Raw genomic sequence first — 18,504 nt, forward strand, 5'->3', positions numbered from 1 at the left:
ATCGGTTAGAAAGCCTGCATGTTCCCTTCCTTCAAGCGGCGCATCCAACCTGCTCCACCCGCCACGACGCGGCAGATTGAGGTCGCCGGCAAGTCTCTGCCGCTGACGATCAAGCAGAACGCGCGTGCGACCCGCATGACATTGCGCATCGAACCCGGTGGCCGGGCCTTGAAGATGACGGTGCCGCAGGGTCTGCCCGAGCGTGAGGTGAATGCCTTCCTGACGCGGCATCAGGGTTGGCTGATGACCAAGCTCGCCCGCTTTTCCGGCGAAAGCCAGATCGAGGAAGGTGGCTCCATCCTGATCCGCGGCATTTCCCATCGCATCGAGCGCACCGGCAAGATCCGCGGGCTGACAGAAGCGCTGATGGTTGATGACGAGCCTGTGCTGCGCGTCAGTGGCGACGAGGAGCATCTCAACCGCCGCATCGTCGATTTCTTGAAGAAGGAAGCACGCCAGGATCTCGATCGACTGGTTGCGATCTACACCGGTCGCATTGGCCGGCGGGCGAAGTCCGTGTCGCTGAAAGATACGCGCAGCCGCTGGGGATCATGCTCGGCCGATGGCGCGCTGAGCTTTTCCTGGCGCATCGTGATGGCGCCTCCGAAAGTCATCGCCTATCTCGCAGCGCACGAGGTCGCGCATTTGCAGGAGATGAACCACGGCCCCGATTTTTGGGCGCTGTGTGGCAAGCTGTGCCCGGATACGGAGGATGCCAAGCGGTGGCTCCGCCGCAACGGCACGATGCTGCACGCGATCGATTTCGACTGAGCAGGCGAACTGACCCGGCCGTCATCCGCAAAGCCAAGGCTTTATCAGCGAGCGCGCATCGCCTCGCGGATCTTCTCGTCGGTCTTGTATTGGCTGAGCGCATAGACTGACCAGATCGCGGCCGGCACCCAGCCGATCAGGGTCAACTGCAGGATCAGACACATGAGGCCTGCAAAGGGGCGTCCGATCGTGAAAAACTGCAGCCAGGGCAGGATAAGCGCGAGCAAAAGGCGCATCTGTGTCTCCGTTGTGGTAAAATGCATATGGTGAAAGCCGGACTGGCCGACAAGGGGCTCGGCGTGCTCCGAGCGCATTGCCCGCAGGCTCCTCGAGGACGAGGCTAGCCGAGCAGCACGCCACTTGCAGAACGCCTCGGCACACCGCATCTAAGGGCGTTGGCTGTCGTGTTCTACGTCGGTTTTTGGCTCGACTCCCGTGACATTTCATGCAAGGTCGCTTCTCATGAAAACCGAAGTGAAGATATGCGGGCTGAAGACCGCGGAAGCGGTTGAGCGTGCGGTCGCGCTCGGAGCGTCCCATACCGGCTTCATCTTTTTCCCGAAGAGCCCGAGGAACATCGAGCCCGATGATGCCGGCCGGCTGGCGGACCGGATTCGCGGCCGGGCGAAGATCGTTGCCGTCACGGTCAATGCCGACAACGACGAACTCGATGAAATCGTCTCGGCGCTGAACCCGGATATCCTGCAACTGCATGGCGGCGAAAGCCCGGAGCGACTGCTGACGGTCAAGGCGATGTACGGCCTACCTGTCATGAAGGTTTTTTCGGTCCGCGACGCTGCCGATTTCGAAAAGATCGACGCCTATATCGGTATCGCCGATCGCTTCCTTTTCGACGCCAAGGCCCCGGCGGGTTCCGATTTGCCCGGTGGCAACGGCGTTTCCTTTGACTGGAAGCTGCTTGATGCGCTTGACGCAAGCGTCGATTACATGCTTTCCGGTGGTCTTAACGCCAGTAACATTGGCGAGGCCATGGCGCAGACCCGCGCCCGCGCTATCGATATCTCCTCCGGCGTCGAGAGCGCGCCGGGCGTCAAGGATCTGAAGCTCATGGAATCGTTTTTCAATGCCGTTCGCCAGGCGGAGGCGGGCATGCCACGGTCAGGGAGCAGGACGTGAACCAGGCGCCAAAGTTGAATTCCTTCCGGGGCGGCCCGGATGAAGACGGTCGTTTCGGCATCTTTGGTGGCCGTTTCGTCGCCGAGACATTGATGCCTCTGATCCTCGACCTGCAGAACGAGTGGGACAAGGCGAAGGACGATCCGACCTTCAAGGCGGAACTGGAACACCTCGGCGCCCACTATATCGGCCGGCCGAGCCCGCTCTACTTCGCCGAACGGCTGACCGCCGAACTCGGCGGCGCCAAGATCTATTTCAAGCGCGAAGAGCTGAACCACACCGGTTCGCACAAGATCAACAACTGCATCGGCCAGATCCTGCTCGCCAAGCGCATGGGCAAGACGCGCATCATCGCCGAAACCGGTGCCGGCCAGCATGGCGTGGCTTCGGCTACCGTCGCCGCCCGCTTCGGCCTGCCCTGTGTCGTCTACATGGGCGCGACCGATGTCGAGCGTCAGGCGCCGAACGTCTTTCGCATGAAGCTGCTCGGTGCCGAGGTGAAGCCGGTCACCGCCGGCAGCGGCACGCTCAAGGACGCCATGAACGAGGCGCTGCGCGACTGGGTCACCAATGTCGACAACACCTATTACCTGATCGGCACGGCTGCCGGCCCGCATCCCTATCCGGAAATGGTCCGCGATTTCCAGGCGATCATCGGCCAGGAAGCCAAGGAGCAGATGCTTGCCGCCGAAGGCCGGCTGCCGGATCTCGTCGTTGCCGCCGTCGGCGGTGGCTCGAACGCCATCGGCATCTTCCATCCGTTCCTCGACGATGAAAGCGTCAAGATCGTCGGCGTCGAAGCTGGCGGCAAGGGCATCGAGGGCGACGAGCATTGCGCCTCGATCACCGCCGGTTCGCCCGGCGTGCTGCACGGCAACCGCACCTACCTGCTGCAGGATGGTGACGGCCAGATCAAGGAAGGCCATTCGATTTCGGCCGGCCTCGACTACCCCGGCATCGGCCCGGAACATGCCTGGCTGAACGATGTCGGCCGCGTCGAATATGTGCCGATCATGGATCACGAGGCACTCGAGGCCTTCCAGACGCTGACGCGCCTCGAAGGCATCATTCCGGCGCTCGAGCCGTCACACGCGCTTGCCGAAGTCATCAAGCGTGCGCCGAAGATGGGCAAGGACGAGATCATCCTGATGAACCTCTCCGGTCGCGGCGACAAGGACATCTTCACCGTCGGCAAGATTCTGGGAATGGGGCAGTAAGATCATGACCGCACGCATGGACAAGAGATTTGCCGATGTGGCGGCCGAAGGACGTCCGGTCCTCGTCACCTATTTCATGGCCGGTGATCCGGATTTCGAGACGTCGCTGTCGATCATGAAGGCGCTGCCGAAGGCGGGAGCCGACGTCATCGAGCTGGGTATGCCCTTCTCTGACCCGATGGCCGATGGTCCGGCGATCCAGCTTGCAGGTCAGCGGTCGCTGAAGGGCGGCCAGACGCTCGCCAAGACGCTGGAAATTGCCCGTCGCTTCCGCGAGGACGACCAGCGCACGCCGATCGTGCTGATGGGCTATTACAATCCGATCTACATCTATGGCGTCGACCGTTTCCTGACGGATGCGCTCGCTGCCGGTATCGACGGCCTCATCGTCGTCGACCTGCCGCCGGAGATGGACGACGAGCTTTGCATCCCGGCGCTCGAAAAGGGCATCAACTTCATCCGCCTGGCGACCCCGACGACGGACGAGCGTCGCTTGCCGAAGGTGCTCGAAAACACCTCCGGTTTCGTCTACTACGTGTCGATGAACGGCATCACCGGCTCGGCTCTGCCCGACCCGTCGTTGATTGGCGGCGCCGTCGCGCGTATCAAGGCGCACACCAACCTGCCGGTTTGCGTCGGTTTCGGCGTCAAGACGGCGGAACATGCAAGGGCCATCGGAGCATCCGCCGATGGCGTGGTCGTCGGTACGGCGATCGTCAACCAGATCGCGTCAAGCCTGACCGAAGAGGGCAAGGCGACGGACGCGACGGTTCCGGGTGTTGAAGCGCTGGTCAGAGGGCTCTCGGCAGGCGTGCGGTCCGCACGCCTCGCAGCAGCCGAATAATTGCCTATATTAGCGCGCACAACCCGAAGGAAATCTTCAGGAGTTACTAAGTGAACTGGATCACAAACTACGTTCGGCCGAAGATCAACTCGATGCTGGGCCGCCGGGAAGTTCCGGAAAATCTCTGGATCAAGTGCCCGGAAACCGGCGAGATGGTGTTCCACCGCGATCTCGAAGAAAACAAATGGGTTATCCCCCAGTCCGGCTTCCACATGAAGATGCCGGCCAAGGCGCGGTTGAAGGACCTGTTCGACGGCGGCATCTATGAAGCGTTTCCGCAGCCGAAGGTTGCTCAGGATCCGCTGAAGTTCCGAGATTCCAAGAAGTACTCGGACCGTCTGCGCGACAGCCGCACGAAGACCGAACTCGAAGACACGATCGTTGCCGGCCTCGGTCGCGTTCAGGGCGTCAAGCTTGTCGCCGTCGTGCACGAGTTCAACTTCATCGGCGGTTCGCTTGGCATGGCCGCTGGCGAGGCGATCATCAAGGCCTTCGAAAGGGCGATTTCCGAGAAGTGCCCGCTGGTCATCTTCCCGGCATCGGGTGGCGCCCGCATGCAGGAAGGCATCCTGTCGCTGATGCAGCTGCCGCGCACCACGGTTGCCGTCAACATGCTCAAGGAAGCCGGTCTTCCCTACATCGTCGTGCTCACCAATCCGACGACCGGTGGCGTCACCGCATCCTATGCGATGCTTGGCGATATCCACATGGCAGAGCCTGGCGCCGAAATCGGCTTTGCCGGCAAGCGGGTGATCGAGCAGACGCTGCGCGAAAAGCTGCCGGAAGGCTTCCAGACCTCCGAGTATCTCCTTGAGCACGGCATGGTCGACATGGTCGTCAAGCGCCATGACCTCCCGTCGACGCTGGCCCGGGTCCTGAAGATCCTGCTGAAGAAGCCGGCAGAAGCCTCCAAGCTCAACGGCGGCACGCAGCCGGCTGCCTTGCCGGTCGCGGCAAGCGCTTAAAGGCAGTTTCAGGAAAAGCGGGAGCCGCTTTCCTGAAATACGCAGAACAACAATGAGCATCTCCGCCAGACCGGAGGTGCTTGGCAGTCAAGCTTGTCGGGGCGGGGTGAGAAATGGCAGCTGTGGAAGCCAGCGAAGCGGGCTACGAGATCGAAAAACTCCTTGCCCTCCACCCCAAGGGCTTCGACCTGTCACTGGACAGGATCACCCGGCTGCTCGCCGCGCTCGGCAATCCGCAGGACCGCCTGCCACCGGTGATCCACGTCGCTGGCACCAATGGCAAGGGCTCGGCAACCGCATTCTCGCGGGCGATCCTGGAAGCGGCTGGCCTCAGCGTCCACGTCCATACCTCGCCGCATCTCGTCAATTGGCATGAGCGCTACCGCCTTGGCGTCAAGGGCGGCAGGGGGCGGCTCGTCAGCGATCCTGTTCTCGCCGATGCCGTGCGGCGCGTCGCCGAAGCCAACGGCGGCGAGAAGATCACCGTCTTCGAAATCCTGACCGCCGTCACCTTTCTGCTTTTCGCCGAGCATCCGGCGGATGTCGCGATCATCGAGGTCGGCCTCGGCGGCCGCTTCGACGCGACCAATGTCATTGCCCGGTCGGCCGTCTCGGTCATCATGCCGATCTCGCTCGATCATCAGGCCTATCTTGGCGATCGGGTGGAACTGATCGCCGCGGAAAAGGCCGGCATCATGAAGCGCGGCTGCCCGGTGGTGATCGGCCACCAGGAGGAAGAGGCGGCGCGCGACGTGCTGATCTCGACGGCCGAGCGGCTCGGCTGCCCGATGTTCGTCTATGGCCAGGACTTCATGGCGCATGAGGAATTCGGCCGTCTTATCTATCAGGACGAAGGTGGCCTCTCCGACTTGCCGCTGCCGAAGCTGCCGGGACGTCACCAGTACGCCAATGCCGCCGCCGCCGTTCGCGCGGTGCGGGCCGCGGGCTTCGACGTTTCCGAGGCGGCGATCGAGAAGGGGCTAGCCGGCGTCGAGTGGCCCGGACGCCTGCAGCGCCTGACGAGCGGCAAGCTTACGCGCTACGGTCCGGCCGATGCGGAAATCTGGGTCGACGGCGGCCATAATCCGGGTGCCGGCCAGGTGATTGCCGAGGCAATGGCGACATTCGAGGAACGCGAATCGCGACCCTTGTTCCTGATCATCGGCATGATCAACACCAAGGATCCGATCGGCTATTTCCGGGCATTTCTCGATCTTGCCGAACAGGTCTTCACCGTGCCGATCCGTGGTTCCGATGCGGGCCTCGATCCTGTGGCGCTTGCAAGCGACGCGGCTGCTGTGGGTTTCGAGGCTTCGGCGGTCTCTTCCGTCGCCGAAGCGCTGACGATCGTCGCCAACCTGGTCGATGAGGATCCAGCGCCGCCGCGCATCCTGATCGGCGGCTCGCTCTATCTGGTGGGCGACGTTCTCGCCGACAACGGCACGCCGCCGAAGTGATCCGGAGGTGGCGCTGCCATCCCGGCAACAATCAGGTTCAAGGCAAGAAAAAAGCCCGGCATGCCGGGCTTTCTGCTGAGGTAGTCAGCGAAGGTCTCAGGCGACCGCCGTGGAGATCCACGAGGTAAGGGCCGTCTTCGGCGCGGCGCCAACCTTGATGTCGGCCACTTCGCCGGCCTTGAACATGGCGAGCGTCGGGATCGAACGAACGCCGTACTGGGCAGCCAGTTCCGGGTTTTCGTCGATGTTGAGCTTGGCGACCTTGACCTTGCCGGCGAGCTCGTTCGAGATTTCCTCGAGGCTCGGCGCGATCATCTTGCACGGGCCGCACCATTCAGCCCAGAAATCGACAACCACCGGCTCGGCGGAGTTCAGCACTTCCTGCTGAAAATTGGACGTATCGACCTTTACAGTAGCCATAGGCTGCTCCTTGCGTTCGGAATGGGAGTATCCAGATGTTGTGTCTCATGTGAGATGGCACCGCTGGATTTTCAATATCGGGTATCTCACTTTGTCGCGAGGTCTTCAAGGCTCCTGTCGAGCGCCTGATCCGTTACGACGTGGATTGCCGGTCCTTCGGTGAAGATCAGCACGCATCGGAAGGCGTGCCCGGGATAGAGCGGCCGCAACAGCTCGCGATAGATCGCAAGCTGTGCCCTGTAAGCGAAGGGAATATCACCCTCAGAAGCCGGCACCTGTCGGTTCGTCTTGAAGTCGGCAATGGTCACCGTCCCGTCGCTGACGGCGAGCCGGTCGATGCGGCCGGAGACCGCGTGGTCGCGCGTGCCGAGCGTGAGCGTGCCCATGACCGAGACTTCGGCACGACTGCTTGCCGAGAAGAGCGCACCGAGATCCGGGTGGTCGAGCACGTTCTCGACAGCGGCAATCAGCGCTGCCCGCTGCTCGGGCGACCAGCGGGGAACGGAACGCAGAAGATAGCGCTCTGCCGCTGCGCGACGATCATTGCCCGCAATGGAAGGCAGGACCTGCAGCAGGCGGTGCAGGATGGCGCCGCGCAACATCGAGAGATTTGTCGGTGCCTTCTCTGAAAACAGCGCGGATCCGACAAGCCCATCGCCGTCGTCCTCGTCGACCGCAATGCCGACGCCGGAGGGACTGAGCGGTCGTGGCAGTCGCTTCTGCGGCGGCAGCGGCGTCGAAAGCGCCTTCGGCAGGCCGAAGGCCGGGCGGTTGGCGTCCGCCGAGGTCGCTTCCTTGGACGGAAGGTCACGTTCGAGCTGCTTCTCGCGCCAGGCGTGGCCGGACCATTCCTCGCCGCCGGCATGAAAGGTCTTCGGGTGGCCGCGGCCATTTTCATCCCCGGCAAGGCTCGCCTGGACCATGGCATGCCATGTTTCGGCGACGGCCCTTTGTCCGCGATAGCCGCAGACGATCAGGCGGTCGGCGGCGCGAGTCATGCCGACATAGAGAAGGCGTCGATACTCTTCCTCGGCAAGCGTCTTCAGACGTTCGCTGTCGGCGGTCACGAGCGTGTTCGACTCCGATCCCGGTGCACGCCACACCGGCAACGACAGGACGCCGCCATCCCGTTGGGTGAGCTCCAGGAAGCGGAGAGATGGGACATGCTGGTTGCTGAAGGGCGCACCGCCGCCATCGACGAGGAAGACGACCGGCGCTTCGAGACCCTTGGCGGCGTGCACCGTCATGATCCGGACTTCGTCGCGCTCCTTGTCCTGCTCGCGCTTGACCGTCGGCGCTTCCATTTCCAGCGTCGAAACGAAGGCTTGCAGGCCGGGGAGGCCGCTTCTTTCCTGATCGAGCGCGAAGGTGAGGAATTCGTCGAGGATGTCGCTGACCTCGGTGCCGAGCCGCGCCAGGAAGGCGGCGCGGCCGCCATGGACGCCAAGGATGCGGGCATAGAGATCGTGGGGCGCAAGCTGGTTGGCGAGCGCCACATAGGCTTTCAGTGTCCTTGCTGCCTGATGGAACAGGATGCCCTCGGCCGCCTCGGCCTGAAGCCGCTGCCAGAGGCTTTCGCCTTCTTTGCGTCGCGCCGCGAGCTCGAACAGAGCGTCCTCGCCGAGATTGAACAGCGGGCTTTTCAAGAGCGCGGCGAGTGACAGGTCGTCCTGCGGCAAGAGCACGAACCGCCCGAGTGCGAGCAGGTCCTGGACGGCAATATGCTTGGTCAGCACCAGGCGGTCGGCGCCGGCAACTGGGATGTTGTTGCGGCGCTTCAGCGCTCGGGTCAGCGCATTGACGAAGGCATCGCGCTTGCGCACCAGCACGATCACATCGCCCGGCCGCATCGGCCGGCGAACGCCCTTCTCGACGATCGTCTCCTTGCCGATCCAGCTTTCCAGGACGCCGGCGATCCGGCGTGCGAGGATATTGACCGGTGCGCTCTCAGGCGTCGCGTCGAAGGCCGCCGTCCATTCTTCGTCCGCATCCATCGGTTCGGAGGCAATCACATCCCAGATATCGACGGCGCCGGGGTGGCCGATGCGGTTCGAGGCATGAACGACGGGCTCGCTGCGGGCGCTGAGGCCGCGTGCATGCGCCGGATTGGCGAAGACCATATCGACGGCCGAAAGCACGTCGACGGTCGAGCGGAAGGAGAGCTGTAGGCGGATGGGCTCGAAGGCCTTGCCGCCGTCGCGCACCCGCCGTTCGGTTACCTGGCTCTCATGCGAAAACCGTTCCGGTCGTGCGCCCTGGAAGGAGTAGATCGACTGCTTCTCGTCGCCGACGGCAAACATGGTGCGGTTGGTGCCGCGGGCGCTTTCGCCGGAGAAGAAGTCGGCCGCCAGCGCCTGGATGATGGTCCATTGCGCCGGGCTGGTATCCTGGGCCTCGTCGACGAGGATATGGTCGATGCCCTGGTCGAGCTTGTAATGGACCCAGGCGCTGACGTCGCCGCGGGCAAAGAGCGCCGCCGTGCGGTTGATCAGGTCCTCGAAATCGAGCTGGCTGCGCCGCCGCTTGAGTTCCTCGTAGTCGACGTTGAGCCGTTCGGCGAGCGTCAGGGCCGCAAGCGTCGCCTCGAACATCCTGAGAATGCTGATGTGATCGATGCAGGCGACGACATGGCGGTAGGCTTCGTCCACCAGGTCGATGAGATCGGGGGCCGCCTGCTGCATCGCCTTGTTGAGGAAGGCCGATTGTGCCCGGGGCTTGCCGGTGCCGGTGAAGAACAAATGCCTGAGAGCGTCATAGCGTGCGCCCAGGTCCGCGAGCTTGGAGACGGTTCGCAGTCCCTCTGCAAATTCCAGAACCTTCGTTCCACCAACGCTTGTGGCGAGGGAAAAGTAACGTTCCAGGGACGCGCCGTTGAGGCCCTCCAGCGGCCAGATCGCGGCCATGGCGCTGTCGACGCTTTCCCCCGGGGAAAGCTTCAGGGCCCGGCGCAACTCGGCCTCGGTGCCGCCGAGCGCGTCGGCATGTTCGAGAAAGGCCTGGATCGAAGTGCGGTTCTCGACGATCGCCGCGAGCAGTTTTTCAAGCCCGGTATCGTCGGCGAGGTCGAGCACGGTGGCGAAGGCGCGCGCCAGTTCCGGATCGTCCTTGGCCGCCGTCGCCGTCAGCAGCATGCGGCGGGCATCCGCAAGCAGCACGGCGGCAGCGCGGTCGTCGAGAACGGAGAAATGGCCGGCGACGTTGGCTTCCAGTGGAAACTGATGCAGCAGTGCCTCGCAGAAGGCGTGGATCGTCTGGATCTTGAGGCCGCCGGGTGTCTCCAGCGCGCGGGCGAACAGGCGCCGCGCCTCCTGCAGCTTCAGAAGACCGGGCCGCTCGCCCTCGATCGCCTCGATCCGCTTTTCGAGCGTCGCGTCGTCGAGCGTTACCCATTCGGCCAGCCGTTCGAAGACGCGGTTCGACATTTCGGATGCCGCGGCCTTGGTATAGGTCAGGCAGAGGATCGCCGAGGGCCGGCAGCCGGCAAGCAGCAGCCGGATCACCCGCTGGGTCAGCACATGCGTCTTGCCGGATCCGGCATTGGCCGAAACCCAGGCGGAACGCGCGGGATCGGAGGCAAGCGATTGCCGACGCGAGGTCCAGTCGAGCCAGGCTTGCGGCGTCGCCTGTTCGGGGCCGAGGCTGTCATCCCTCATCGCCGTCGTCCTCCTCGCTATCGGCCGTCGACCATTCGGCCACGCGCGCCAGATGGTCGTATTCGCCGCCGTAATCCCGCTCTTTTTGAACAATCACGCGCGATGCAAAGCCATGCTTGCCCGAAAGCAGCGCAGCCAGGAGCTTTCTGAGCTCGGTGAGGGATTCGTCCGCAAGCTGGTCGGCAGATTTCGTTTCCTTCGCCTTGCTACCCTCGTTGTTCACGGTCTCCTGCTTGAAACGCGAGCCGGGCTTCAGTCGGACATAGAGCAGCGATTGCGGATGGCTGGGCGGCAGGTCCTTGAAGGCACCGGCCTTGAGGGCTGCGGCTTCGAGGGCGAGCTGCGGGTCAAGCAGCACACGGGCTTCCTTGACCGATGGGCTGGAGCCGGTCTTGTAGTCGATGATCTCCACGCTGCCGTCGGTCAGCGTATCGAGCCGGTCGGCAATGCCCGTCAGCCGCATGTCCGCGACGCCAAGCTCCATCGATGCCGGAGCTTCCGTGCGCGAGCGACGGATGAAGCGCGCACGGTCCCGCTCCCACTTGATGAAAGCCAAGCCGACGGCGGCGAAGCGTGGCCGCCAGATCGTGTCGATATGCATGGGCAGCCGCGCCTCGTCGAAGGCCTCGTTCAGCAGCCTGTGCATCGCCTCTTCGGCAGCATGGGACATGAGGTCGAAGCCGCCACGAACGAAGCGCTCGACGATCTGGTGATAGAGCGTGCCGCGTTCGGCCGGACCGGGATCGCTGTTGAACGGCAGCAGCGGATGCAGACGGAGAATGCGCCGGGCGTAGATCGCGTAGGGGTCTCGCCTCAACCGCGAGACCTCGCTGAAGGAGTATTTTCGCGGCTGCAGGTCCGCAGGTGGCTTGGGCGCGGGGCGTTCGGCAAGCGGCTGCCGCCCTCCGTCGTCGAGCATCCGGGCCCAGGCCAGATAGTCGGCGCCATTGGCCTGCAAGGCGGCAGTCAGCCCCTCGCCGCCAAGCGCGAGCAGTCGCTGCAGCCAGCGCGAGGCGACGGTGGGTGCTGCGCCCTGGCGCATCGAGCGCGTGAGGATCAACCGTCTCGTGCCGCAGGCCATCTGGAAGTCGTGCGCGAGCTGGCCGATGCGCCGCTCCGGCGGCTCGAGACCGATGCCCGTCTTCATCGTACGCGAAAGGAACGGGTCGTTGGCCGTCTGGCCCGGCCAATTGCCTTCGTTCATGGCGCCGAGCACCACGAGGTCCATGCTCTGCAGGCGTGATTCCATTGCGCCGAAGATGAAGACCCGCGGGTGGCGCATGGACCGCGGCTTGACCGCAGCACCGGCCGCAAGCGCCTCCATGACATCGCACCATTGCGGCCCGTCCGCCGTCATCTGGCCGTCGGTTTCGATGATGCCGCGAAGCAGGGTCGCGAGCGTATCCGCCGCTTCGCCGGACCAGAGTCCACCGAGATCGCCGCGCTCGTCGGCCGAGGCCGCTTCCAGCGCCTGGCCGGTACGTGTTGCCCAGTCGGCAAAGGTGAATTCCTCCGAGTACACACGGCTGCCGTCCTTGCTGCGCGTGAGCGCAGACGCGAGCGGCGCCACCGCGAGGCCGATCTTCATCGCCAGATCGCGTGCGGCCAAAAGCTCCTCGGTGCTGATGCCGGCCCGCCATTCCGGCGGGTGGCGATCGACCTTGTGCCCGGCAATTGCCGCCGCGAGCAACGGTTCCAGGGCGAGGATATCGACGGTCGCGGTACTGCCGCGCAGCGCCATGCGTTCGAGCGCATCGGCGCCCTGGCGCATGGCGTCACGCGACAGCCCGAAGCGCGCCAGCGGATGTTTGAGAAGCGCGACGAAGGGCACGGGATCGCCGGGGCGCAGGCTCGCCTCCAGAAGCAGGCGCATGAAGCTGCCCTGCGGCGTCGAGGACAAAGGCGTGCCGGCGGAATCGTCGGCTTCGATGCCAAAGCGGGCGAGCTCGGCGCCGACCCGCCGCGCGAGGTTTCGGTCGGGCGTGATCAGTGCCGCCTGGCTGTCCTCACTGCCTTCCAAGGCAAGCCGCAGCGCAACGGCAATCGCCGCCGCCTCCTCGCGCTCGTTGGCGGTTTCGATGAGCGCCGCATCGCTGAAGGCGGCGCGCAGCGCGTCGCCATCGAGTTCGCTGCGCATTTCGGTCCAGGCATTGGTGGCCTTTGCCGGCAACAGTGCGTGCGAGAGGATCTCGGCGCGGAAATCGAGATCGGTCTCGGCGCTTGCCAGGGTGGTCACGTCGGGCCGGAGCACGGCCATGCGCTTCAGCAACCGGTAGAAGCCGTATTGCGGATGGCTGCGGCTCGCCGGATCCGGCCGGCCGTCAAGTGCGGCGTCGGCGACGATCATGTCCCATTCGGCATCGCTCATCGTCTGATCGAGACCGGGCAGCACGATCGTGCCGTTGGCAAGCTTCTGCACGGCGGCGATCAGCGCGGCAGTCGCGGGAATGGAACCGGTCGAACCGGCGATGATGATCGGGCCCTCGATCTTGCCGCTGGCGATGCGCTGCGTCTCGGCCTGCAGGATGGCGTTGCGGTGGCGCGCAGGGGAGGATTGCTTGAGCTCTTCGAGCCGCTCCGGCCAGTAGGTTCGCGCGATCTTCAGGAACTCGAGCGTCAGCTGCCACCAGAGCGCGTGCTCGCCGGCATCGAGCCGGTCGAGTTGATCCCAGTCCAGCTCTTCCGTCTCCATCGCATCGATGAGATCGGCGAGATTGCGGGCGAGCCAGATCGCATCGGCGGGGCTTGCCGGCGCAATCAACGGGCTTTCTGCATGGATGTCGAGCACGACCTTTGGCAGGCGATTGCGCCAGGCCAGGATAAGCCGGCCAAGCTCGATCAGGCGGGCGGTGCCGGGCAGGGGCGGTGCCAGATCGAGGATCGCCGGCACCTCGGCATCGAAGAAGCCGCTGTCGTCGTCGGTCTCGCCGAGCGCCTTGATGGTGGGCAGGATGGTGGAGCGGCCGCCGAGCAGATCGACGAATTCGGATCGAAGCACACGGGCCGAGCGCCGCGTCGGCACGAAGATCGTCACGCCGGCAAGCGGCAGGGGATCAGCGGCATCGTAGCGGAAGTCCGGGGTCAGGCTACCGTCGCAAAGCTTCTCAGCGAGCGTCTTCAGGAAGGGGAGGCCGGGCGGGATCGTGAAGACGTTGGACCGACGGCCGCGCACGCTCATCCTCCCGGCTGGTGGCGGCGGATCGCCGCCTCCGCTTCGCCTATCGCTTCGGGCGTGCCGACCGTCATCCAGTGGCCATCGAGCAGGAGGCCGTGGAGGCGTCCCATTTCGGCCGCGCGGTCGAAGTAGACGTTGAGGTTGAAGGCGTCATCGGGCGCGTCGGCAAAGAGGCGGGAGTGAAGCGCGATGGCGCCGGCATAGACCACCGGGTTCGGCAGGCCTTCCGTGTAACGCACGAGCTTGCCGTCCGCGCCGAGCGAAAAGTCCTTCTTGCCGTTGTGTCCAGTCGTGTCCTCGTCGCGTACGCAGAGCAGCAGCATGTCCATGCTATCCGCATCGAAGGTTGCGGCAAGGCGCGTGAGGTTGCTGGGCACGCCCTTCGGCTCGCCGACCCAGAAGAGGTCGGCATTCATCACCAGTACGGGACCTTCGGGCAGCAGTTTCAGGCCCTTGGCGAGGCCGCCGCCGGAATTCATCAGTGCGGCGCGCTCGTCGGAGATGACGATCTCGGGCGTCGTCCGTTGGCCAAGATGGCCTTCCATCTGTTCGGCGAAATGGTGGACGTTGACGGCTGCCTTGCTGACGCCGGCCTCAGCCAGCAGGTCCAGCACATAGTCGATCATCGGCTTGCCGGCGATCTTAACGAGCGGCTTCGGCATGGTGTCGGTGATCGGGCGGAGCCGGGTGCCGAGGCCCGCGGCGAGCACCATCGCATTGCTGATCGACATTGCTTCTCTGTCAGTTCGCTGATTCGGAATCGAGGATTCCGGTCTTCATACACCAGTCATGCAAGGGTTTCAGCGATTCATGTGCAAGCGCCACCTGAAGATAGGCGAAAGTGCGCGGCATGTGTTTCATATAGCCGGGTTTGCTGTCGCGCTGCATCAACCGCACCCAGATGCCGACAAGCTTGCAGTTGCGTTGCGCCGACATAAGGTGCCAGTCACGCAGAAAGGCCGCCTCGTCGAAACTGCCGTTTGCGTGCCGTTCCGCGAGATAGGCCGCCATTATCCGGCTGGCCAGCGGAGGTGCGACGGTGACGCGCGCATCCTGCACCAGCGATGCCACATCATAGGCGGTCGGGCCGATCATCGCATCCTGGAAGTCGATGAGGCCGATCCGATCCAGCCCCTGGCGCTCTTGGCGCCAGATGATGTTCGGCGAGTGGAAATCGCGCAAGAGCAGGTTCGTCTCGGAGGTCTGCAGCAGATCGATCAGACCGTCCCAGATCTCGCCGTACTCGCGCTTTTCGTCGTCGCTTGCAGGTGCACCGCGTTTCCATGGCAGGTACCAGTCGGTCAATAGCCGCGTCTCGATCTTCATCGCCGTCCGGTCGAAATCCGGAATGCGGTGGATGACGGATTGGTCGACGCTGATCTCCCTGTCGGTCTGCTTGGCATGAAGGCGGGCGAGCAGTCGCGCGCTTTCGATATAGCGCTCGTCGATCGGCTGTCCGGCCGCATCGAGAATACCGTCCGATCCCAGGTCCTCGATCAGCAGGATGCCCTGGTCGAGATCGCGAGCGTAGATCGTCGGCGCAGCAAGGCCACGTGCAATGAGCAGCTGGTCGATTGCGACGAAGGGGACGACGTCTTCGGCGATATGCGCGAGCTGCTGGTAGTATTTGCCATCCTGGAGGATAGGGCCGGGCTTGTGCCTCGGCGAGTCCATCAGAATCCGGCTAACGGACCCGTCCGCCGGATAAACGCGCTCATAGGCCCGGATCGAGGCATCGCCGCTCAGGTGGCGGCGCCGCGCGTTCGGGTGGTCGTTCTGATCGAGGAAGCCTCGGATCGTGAGCGTACGGGCGATCCGCTGCAGCCTTTCGCCCGGACCGGAAATTTCGACGCGGCGCCCATCCTTCTCGTGAGTGATGGTGAGCGCGATGCGGCTGGCTGGTAGAGCGTCGTCTGCCCGCTCCGGCCATTCGACCAGACAGATGCCTTGTGACAGGGCTTCGTCGAAGCCGAGTTCGTCCAGTTCACTGGAGTCGGCCAGTCGATAGAGGTCGAAATGCGCGACAGGGATACGCAGCTCGTAGGTCTGAACCAGTGTGAAGGTCGGGCTCGGCACTTCCAGGCCATCGTCATCGGCGAGTGCGCGCAGGAAGGCGCGCGCCAGTGTCGACTTGCCGGCCCCGAGATCGCCGGAAAGCGCGACGCAGTCGCCGGGCTTCAGGACCAGCGCCAGATCCTCGCCGAGCTCGATCGTTGCCGCCTCGTCCGCCAGGAAGCGCTCGATCGCCCGCATCATTCGGCCGCGACGATCGTCGGCACGTCGGCCGAGGGAATGCGGCAGGTCACTTCCGTGCCTTCGCCTTCCTTGCTGCGGATGGAGACCGTGCCGTTATGCAGACTGACGAAGCTTTCGACGATCGAAAGGCCAAGACCTGCGCCGCCACTCTGGCCGTAGCTTTCGAAGCGGTTGAAGACGGTGTCGAGCACGTCCTGCGGGATTCCGGGGCCGCTGTCTGAGACCGAGAAGATGAAGTCGCTGCCCTCGCGCCGGCACTTCAGGTCGATGGCGCTGCCATCTGGCGCAAAGTTTGCGGCATTGGTGAGCAGCTTGACGAAGATCTGCTTCAGCCGCTGCTGGTCGGCGATCATGCGGCCGAGATTGTCGGGGGCGGCGATCCTCAGCGTCACGCCGCTCTCGAGCAGCCGGTCGGCCATCTGGTGGGCGATATCATCGAGAAAGTCGGTGAGACTGATGTCGGACATGTCGAGCTGGACGATGCCGGCATCGACGGTCGCGAGATCCAGGATGTCGTTGACGATCGTCAACAGCAGCGACGAGGAGGTGGCAATGTGGTCGACATACTCCGCCTGCCGCTCGTTGAGGTCGCCGAAGGCCGGCGTCTTCAACAGATCGGCGAAGCCGATGATGTTGGTAAGCGGCGAACGTAGCTCATAGGAAACGTGGTGCACGAAGTCGTTCTTCAGTGCATCCGCCTTGCGCAACGCCTCGTTCTTTTCGGTGAGCGCGCGCTCGACCCGGACGCTGTCGGTGATGTTGACGAAAGTCAGCATCGTCTGCGCGTTCGGCAGCGGGATGACGGCGTAGTCGAGGATCAGTCCGGTCCGAAGTTCAAGGATGCCGCGGCTTGAGGGCCGCTCGTCGTCGAAGCTGGTGATGATGTGGGTGAAACGCTTCCAGCCGTCGGGCTGGTCATAGGAGATGAGGCAGGCCTGCTCGATCGCCCGGATGTGGGTGCCGGGCTTGGCTTCCGCCTCGCTGATGCCCCAGATCGCGCGGAAGGCGGGGTTCGACAGGCGAATACGGCCGTCGGGGCCGAATACCGCCACGCCTTCTGCAAGATGGTCGATGGTCTCGCCCTGCACCTGAACGAGCGTGTTGTAACGCGTTTCGAGATCGACCTTCTCGGTCAGGTTCTCGAACACCCAGGTGACACCGCCCTGTGGGCGGGCAGTGGCGAAGACGCGCAGAGTCTGGCCGTTCGGCAGGTGCCAGAGGTCGCTCTGCGTGTCGAGCGCCTGGTAGACGGAAAGCGCGTTGGCCTTCCACTGCTTCCAGTTGAGCTGTTCCGGCAGCTGGCCGCCGGCCCGCAGCCGGTCCAGCACTTCGCCGTTGTCGGGCTTGCGCTCGAGGAAGCCGATATCGAGGTTCCAGAGCCGCTGGAATGCCTGGTTGTAGAACTGCAGGCGCTGGTTGCCGTCGAAGATCGCGACCGGGGTGGCCAGATGATCGAGCGTTTCGGCATGGCTCTTGAGCGTCCGGTTGAGCTCCTCGCGCACGGCCTCGATGCCGGAGATGTCGACGGCGACGCCGGCCGAGCCCGCAGGGCTGCGGGCATCGACGACGTCGAAGAAGGTGCGGTTGCCCCTGACGACGGTCGAAACCTTGTCGCGGAACGGCGTGTCGAAGGTCGAGACGGCGCGGATCTTTTCACGCGCGACCGTTGCGAGCAGCTCGCGCCCTTCAGCGACCGCGACCGCGACGCTCGGAGCCTCGACGGCATCCGCATAGGCCTCGTTGACCCACGTGAGTACGCCATCCGTACCGCGCTGCCAGACCGGCAGATCGATGGCGTCGAGAAGCGTGCGGAAGGAGACGAGCGCGGTGTTGAGCCGGTCGTGCTCGAGCTTCAGCTCGGCGAGCTCAGCGCGCATATTGTTGAGGGCGATGAAGCGCACGAAAGCGCGTCCTCCCGAAACCCGCCCCTGAGCCTCCAGCACTTCGTTGCGCTGCGTTTCGAGCACCAGATCGAAGCTGCGCGCCTGGGTGCGCAGCGCGTCGATCGCATTTTCCAGCTCCCCGGCGGATTGCGCCTTGATCCAGCGGCCGAAGGCCAGAAACTCGCGGTCATCTGCCGGCGCGCCGGTTTCTGCCGGCAGCTGGCCGAGCAGTTCGGCCCGTTCGAGCAGTCCGTCCCAGACGACGATCCGGCGGTTCTTGTCGGCCACGAGCGCCTGATAGCGCGAGAGGCGCTGGTTGGCGTCCGACAGATCGGAGCGCAGCTCGCGGTTCTCCGCTTCGATATTGCCGCGCTGGCGGATCAACCAGATCGCCGAAATCATCGCAGCAGAAACGACGCCGATCAGCACGGAGAAGGTGACGACCTCCGACGAGCCGAAGATGTTGGCCTTCTGCGGCGCGACTTGGGCGAGCGCATCTGTTGCAGCAAAGAGCGCGGTACCTGCCAGAAGGTGGCGCAGGAACTTCGGGCCCTTGCGGCGGGTGCCCGGATTAGCTGTTTCGTCTCTGTTCATGGCGCTGCCATCCCCGTCTGTCCGAAGGGTGCTGCCGGCCTTGTTGCGCCTTGCACAGTTCCACCGAGGCCCTGGTCAAGGGCCTGCGTCAGTTCCAATTGCATCCCCGGTCTGTCTCCGTCTGTTTGCCGC

13 protein-coding genes are annotated in these 18,504 nt (G+C 64.2%); 6 read left to right on the forward strand and 7 right to left on the reverse strand.

The genetic code is table 11. The annotated features are described in order from the left end of the window. The first annotated feature begins 18 nt into the window (after positions 1 to 18). On the forward strand, positions 19 to 771 hold the full coding sequence (locus PWG15_RS18550; protein ID WP_275022012.1) for a M48 family metallopeptidase: 753 nt from the start codon (positions 19 to 21) through the stop codon (positions 769 to 771). A 44-nt stretch (positions 772 to 815) separates the two neighbouring features. Here PWG15_RS18550 and PWG15_RS18555 read toward each other — a convergent pair whose 3' ends face one another. Beyond that, on the reverse strand, positions 816 to 1,007 hold the full coding sequence (locus PWG15_RS18555; protein ID WP_275022014.1) for a YqaE/Pmp3 family membrane protein: 192 nt from the start codon (positions 1,005 to 1,007) through the stop codon (positions 816 to 818). A gap of 226 nt (positions 1,008 to 1,233) precedes the next feature. On the opposite strand from PWG15_RS18555, the gene PWG15_RS18560 reads away from it, so the two are divergent. From PWG15_RS18560 to PWG15_RS18580, 5 genes are all read left to right on the forward strand, one after another. Beyond that, the gene (locus PWG15_RS18560; RefSeq protein WP_275022015.1) at positions 1,234 to 1,908 is read left to right on the forward strand and encodes a phosphoribosylanthranilate isomerase; all 675 of its coding nucleotides are present in this window, start codon (positions 1,234 to 1,236) and stop codon (positions 1,906 to 1,908) included. Beyond that, on the forward strand, positions 1,905 to 3,125 hold the full coding sequence (gene trpB, locus PWG15_RS18565) for a tryptophan synthase subunit beta (RefSeq protein ID WP_275022016.1): 1,221 nt from the start codon (positions 1,905 to 1,907) through the stop codon (positions 3,123 to 3,125). The genes PWG15_RS18560 and trpB overlap by 4 nt, the downstream gene beginning before the upstream one ends. 4 nt (positions 3,126 to 3,129) lie before the next feature. After that, positions 3,130 to 3,969, forward strand: coding sequence for a tryptophan synthase subunit alpha (trpA, locus tag PWG15_RS18570; RefSeq protein WP_275022018.1), 840 nt, complete (start codon positions 3,130 to 3,132; stop codon positions 3,967 to 3,969). A gap of 50 nt (positions 3,970 to 4,019) precedes the next feature. Next, entirely contained in the window at positions 4,020 to 4,934 is a 915-nt protein-coding gene (accD, locus tag PWG15_RS18575; protein WP_275022019.1) for an acetyl-CoA carboxylase, carboxyltransferase subunit beta, read from the forward strand. Positions 4,935 to 5,047: 113 nt separating this feature from the next. Next, positions 5,048 to 6,391: a bifunctional folylpolyglutamate synthase/dihydrofolate synthase gene (locus PWG15_RS18580; protein WP_275022020.1), complete on the forward strand. Its 1,344-nt coding sequence runs from the start codon at positions 5,048 to 5,050 to the stop codon at positions 6,389 to 6,391. 96 nt (positions 6,392 to 6,487) lie between these two features. Here the strand turns inward: PWG15_RS18580 and trxA are convergent, their stop codons facing one another. From trxA to PWG15_RS18610, 6 genes are all read right to left on the reverse strand, one after another. Continuing rightward, positions 6,488 to 6,811, reverse strand: coding sequence for a thioredoxin (trxA, locus tag PWG15_RS18585; RefSeq protein WP_275022021.1), 324 nt, complete (start codon positions 6,809 to 6,811; stop codon positions 6,488 to 6,490). Between the two features lie 86 nt (positions 6,812 to 6,897). Next, positions 6,898 to 10,464 carry a double-strand break repair helicase AddA gene (gene addA / locus PWG15_RS18590; protein ID WP_275022022.1) on the reverse strand — a complete coding sequence of 1,189 codons (3,567 nt, stop codon included), beginning with the start codon at positions 10,462 to 10,464 and terminating at the stop codon, positions 6,898 to 6,900. After that, on the reverse strand, positions 10,454 to 13,636 hold the full coding sequence (gene addB / locus PWG15_RS18595) for a double-strand break repair protein AddB (RefSeq protein ID WP_425536714.1): 3,183 nt from the start codon (positions 13,634 to 13,636) through the stop codon (positions 10,454 to 10,456). The genes addA and addB overlap by 11 nt, the downstream gene beginning before the upstream one ends. Positions 13,637 to 13,638: 2 nt before the next feature. Next, positions 13,639 to 14,370 carry a nucleotidyltransferase family protein gene (locus PWG15_RS18600; protein WP_275022025.1) on the reverse strand — a complete coding sequence of 244 codons (732 nt, stop codon included), beginning with the start codon at positions 14,368 to 14,370 and terminating at the stop codon, positions 13,639 to 13,641. Positions 14,371 to 14,380: 10 nt separating this feature from the next. Then, positions 14,381 to 15,892, reverse strand: a complete 1,512-nt coding sequence (gene tsaE / locus PWG15_RS18605) for a tRNA (adenosine(37)-N6)-threonylcarbamoyltransferase complex ATPase subunit type 1 TsaE (RefSeq protein ID WP_275024459.1) — start codon at positions 15,890 to 15,892, stop codon at positions 14,381 to 14,383. Beyond that, positions 15,892 to 18,372, reverse strand: coding sequence for a PAS domain-containing sensor histidine kinase (locus tag PWG15_RS18610; protein ID WP_275022026.1), 2,481 nt, complete (start codon positions 18,370 to 18,372; stop codon positions 15,892 to 15,894). Before PWG15_RS18610 ends, tsaE begins: the two co-directional genes overlap by 1 nt. Between the last annotated feature and the right edge of the window lie 132 nt (positions 18,373 to 18,504).

The sequence above is a fragment of the Ensifer adhaerens genome (genome assembly GCF_028993555.1).
GTDB classification, from domain to species: Bacteria; Pseudomonadota; Alphaproteobacteria; order Rhizobiales; family Rhizobiaceae; genus Ensifer; species Ensifer adhaerens_I.

Bases quoted from the DNA above. Each gene is read 5' to 3' on its own strand.
- PWG15_RS18550 (WP_275022012.1), top strand. From the start codon at position 19: ATGTTCCCTTCCTTCAAGCGGCGCATCCAACCTGCTCCACCCGCCACG.
- PWG15_RS18555 (WP_275022014.1), bottom strand. From the start codon at position 1,007: ATGCGCCTTTTGCTCGCGCTTATCCTGCCCTGGCTGCAGTTTTTCACG.
- PWG15_RS18560 (WP_275022015.1), top strand. From the start codon at position 1,234: ATGAAAACCGAAGTGAAGATATGCGGGCTGAAGACCGCGGAAGCGGTT.
- trpA (WP_275022018.1), top strand. From the start codon at position 3,130: ATGACCGCACGCATGGACAAGAGATTTGCCGATGTGGCGGCCGAAGGA.
- PWG15_RS18580 (WP_275022020.1), top strand. From the start codon at position 5,048: ATGGCAGCTGTGGAAGCCAGCGAAGCGGGCTACGAGATCGAAAAACTC.
- trxA (WP_275022021.1), bottom strand. From the start codon at position 6,811: ATGGCTACTGTAAAGGTCGATACGTCCAATTTTCAGCAGGAAGTGCTG.
- addA (WP_275022022.1), bottom strand. From the start codon at position 10,464: ATGAGGGATGACAGCCTCGGCCCCGAACAGGCGACGCCGCAAGCCTGG.
- PWG15_RS18600 (WP_275022025.1), bottom strand. From the start codon at position 14,370: ATGTCGATCAGCAATGCGATGGTGCTCGCCGCGGGCCTCGGCACCCGG.
- tsaE (WP_275024459.1), bottom strand. From the start codon at position 15,892: ATGCGGGCGATCGAGCGCTTCCTGGCGGACGAGGCGGCAACGATCGAG.
- PWG15_RS18610 (WP_275022026.1), bottom strand. From the start codon at position 18,372: ATGAACAGAGACGAAACAGCTAATCCGGGCACCCGCCGCAAGGGCCCG.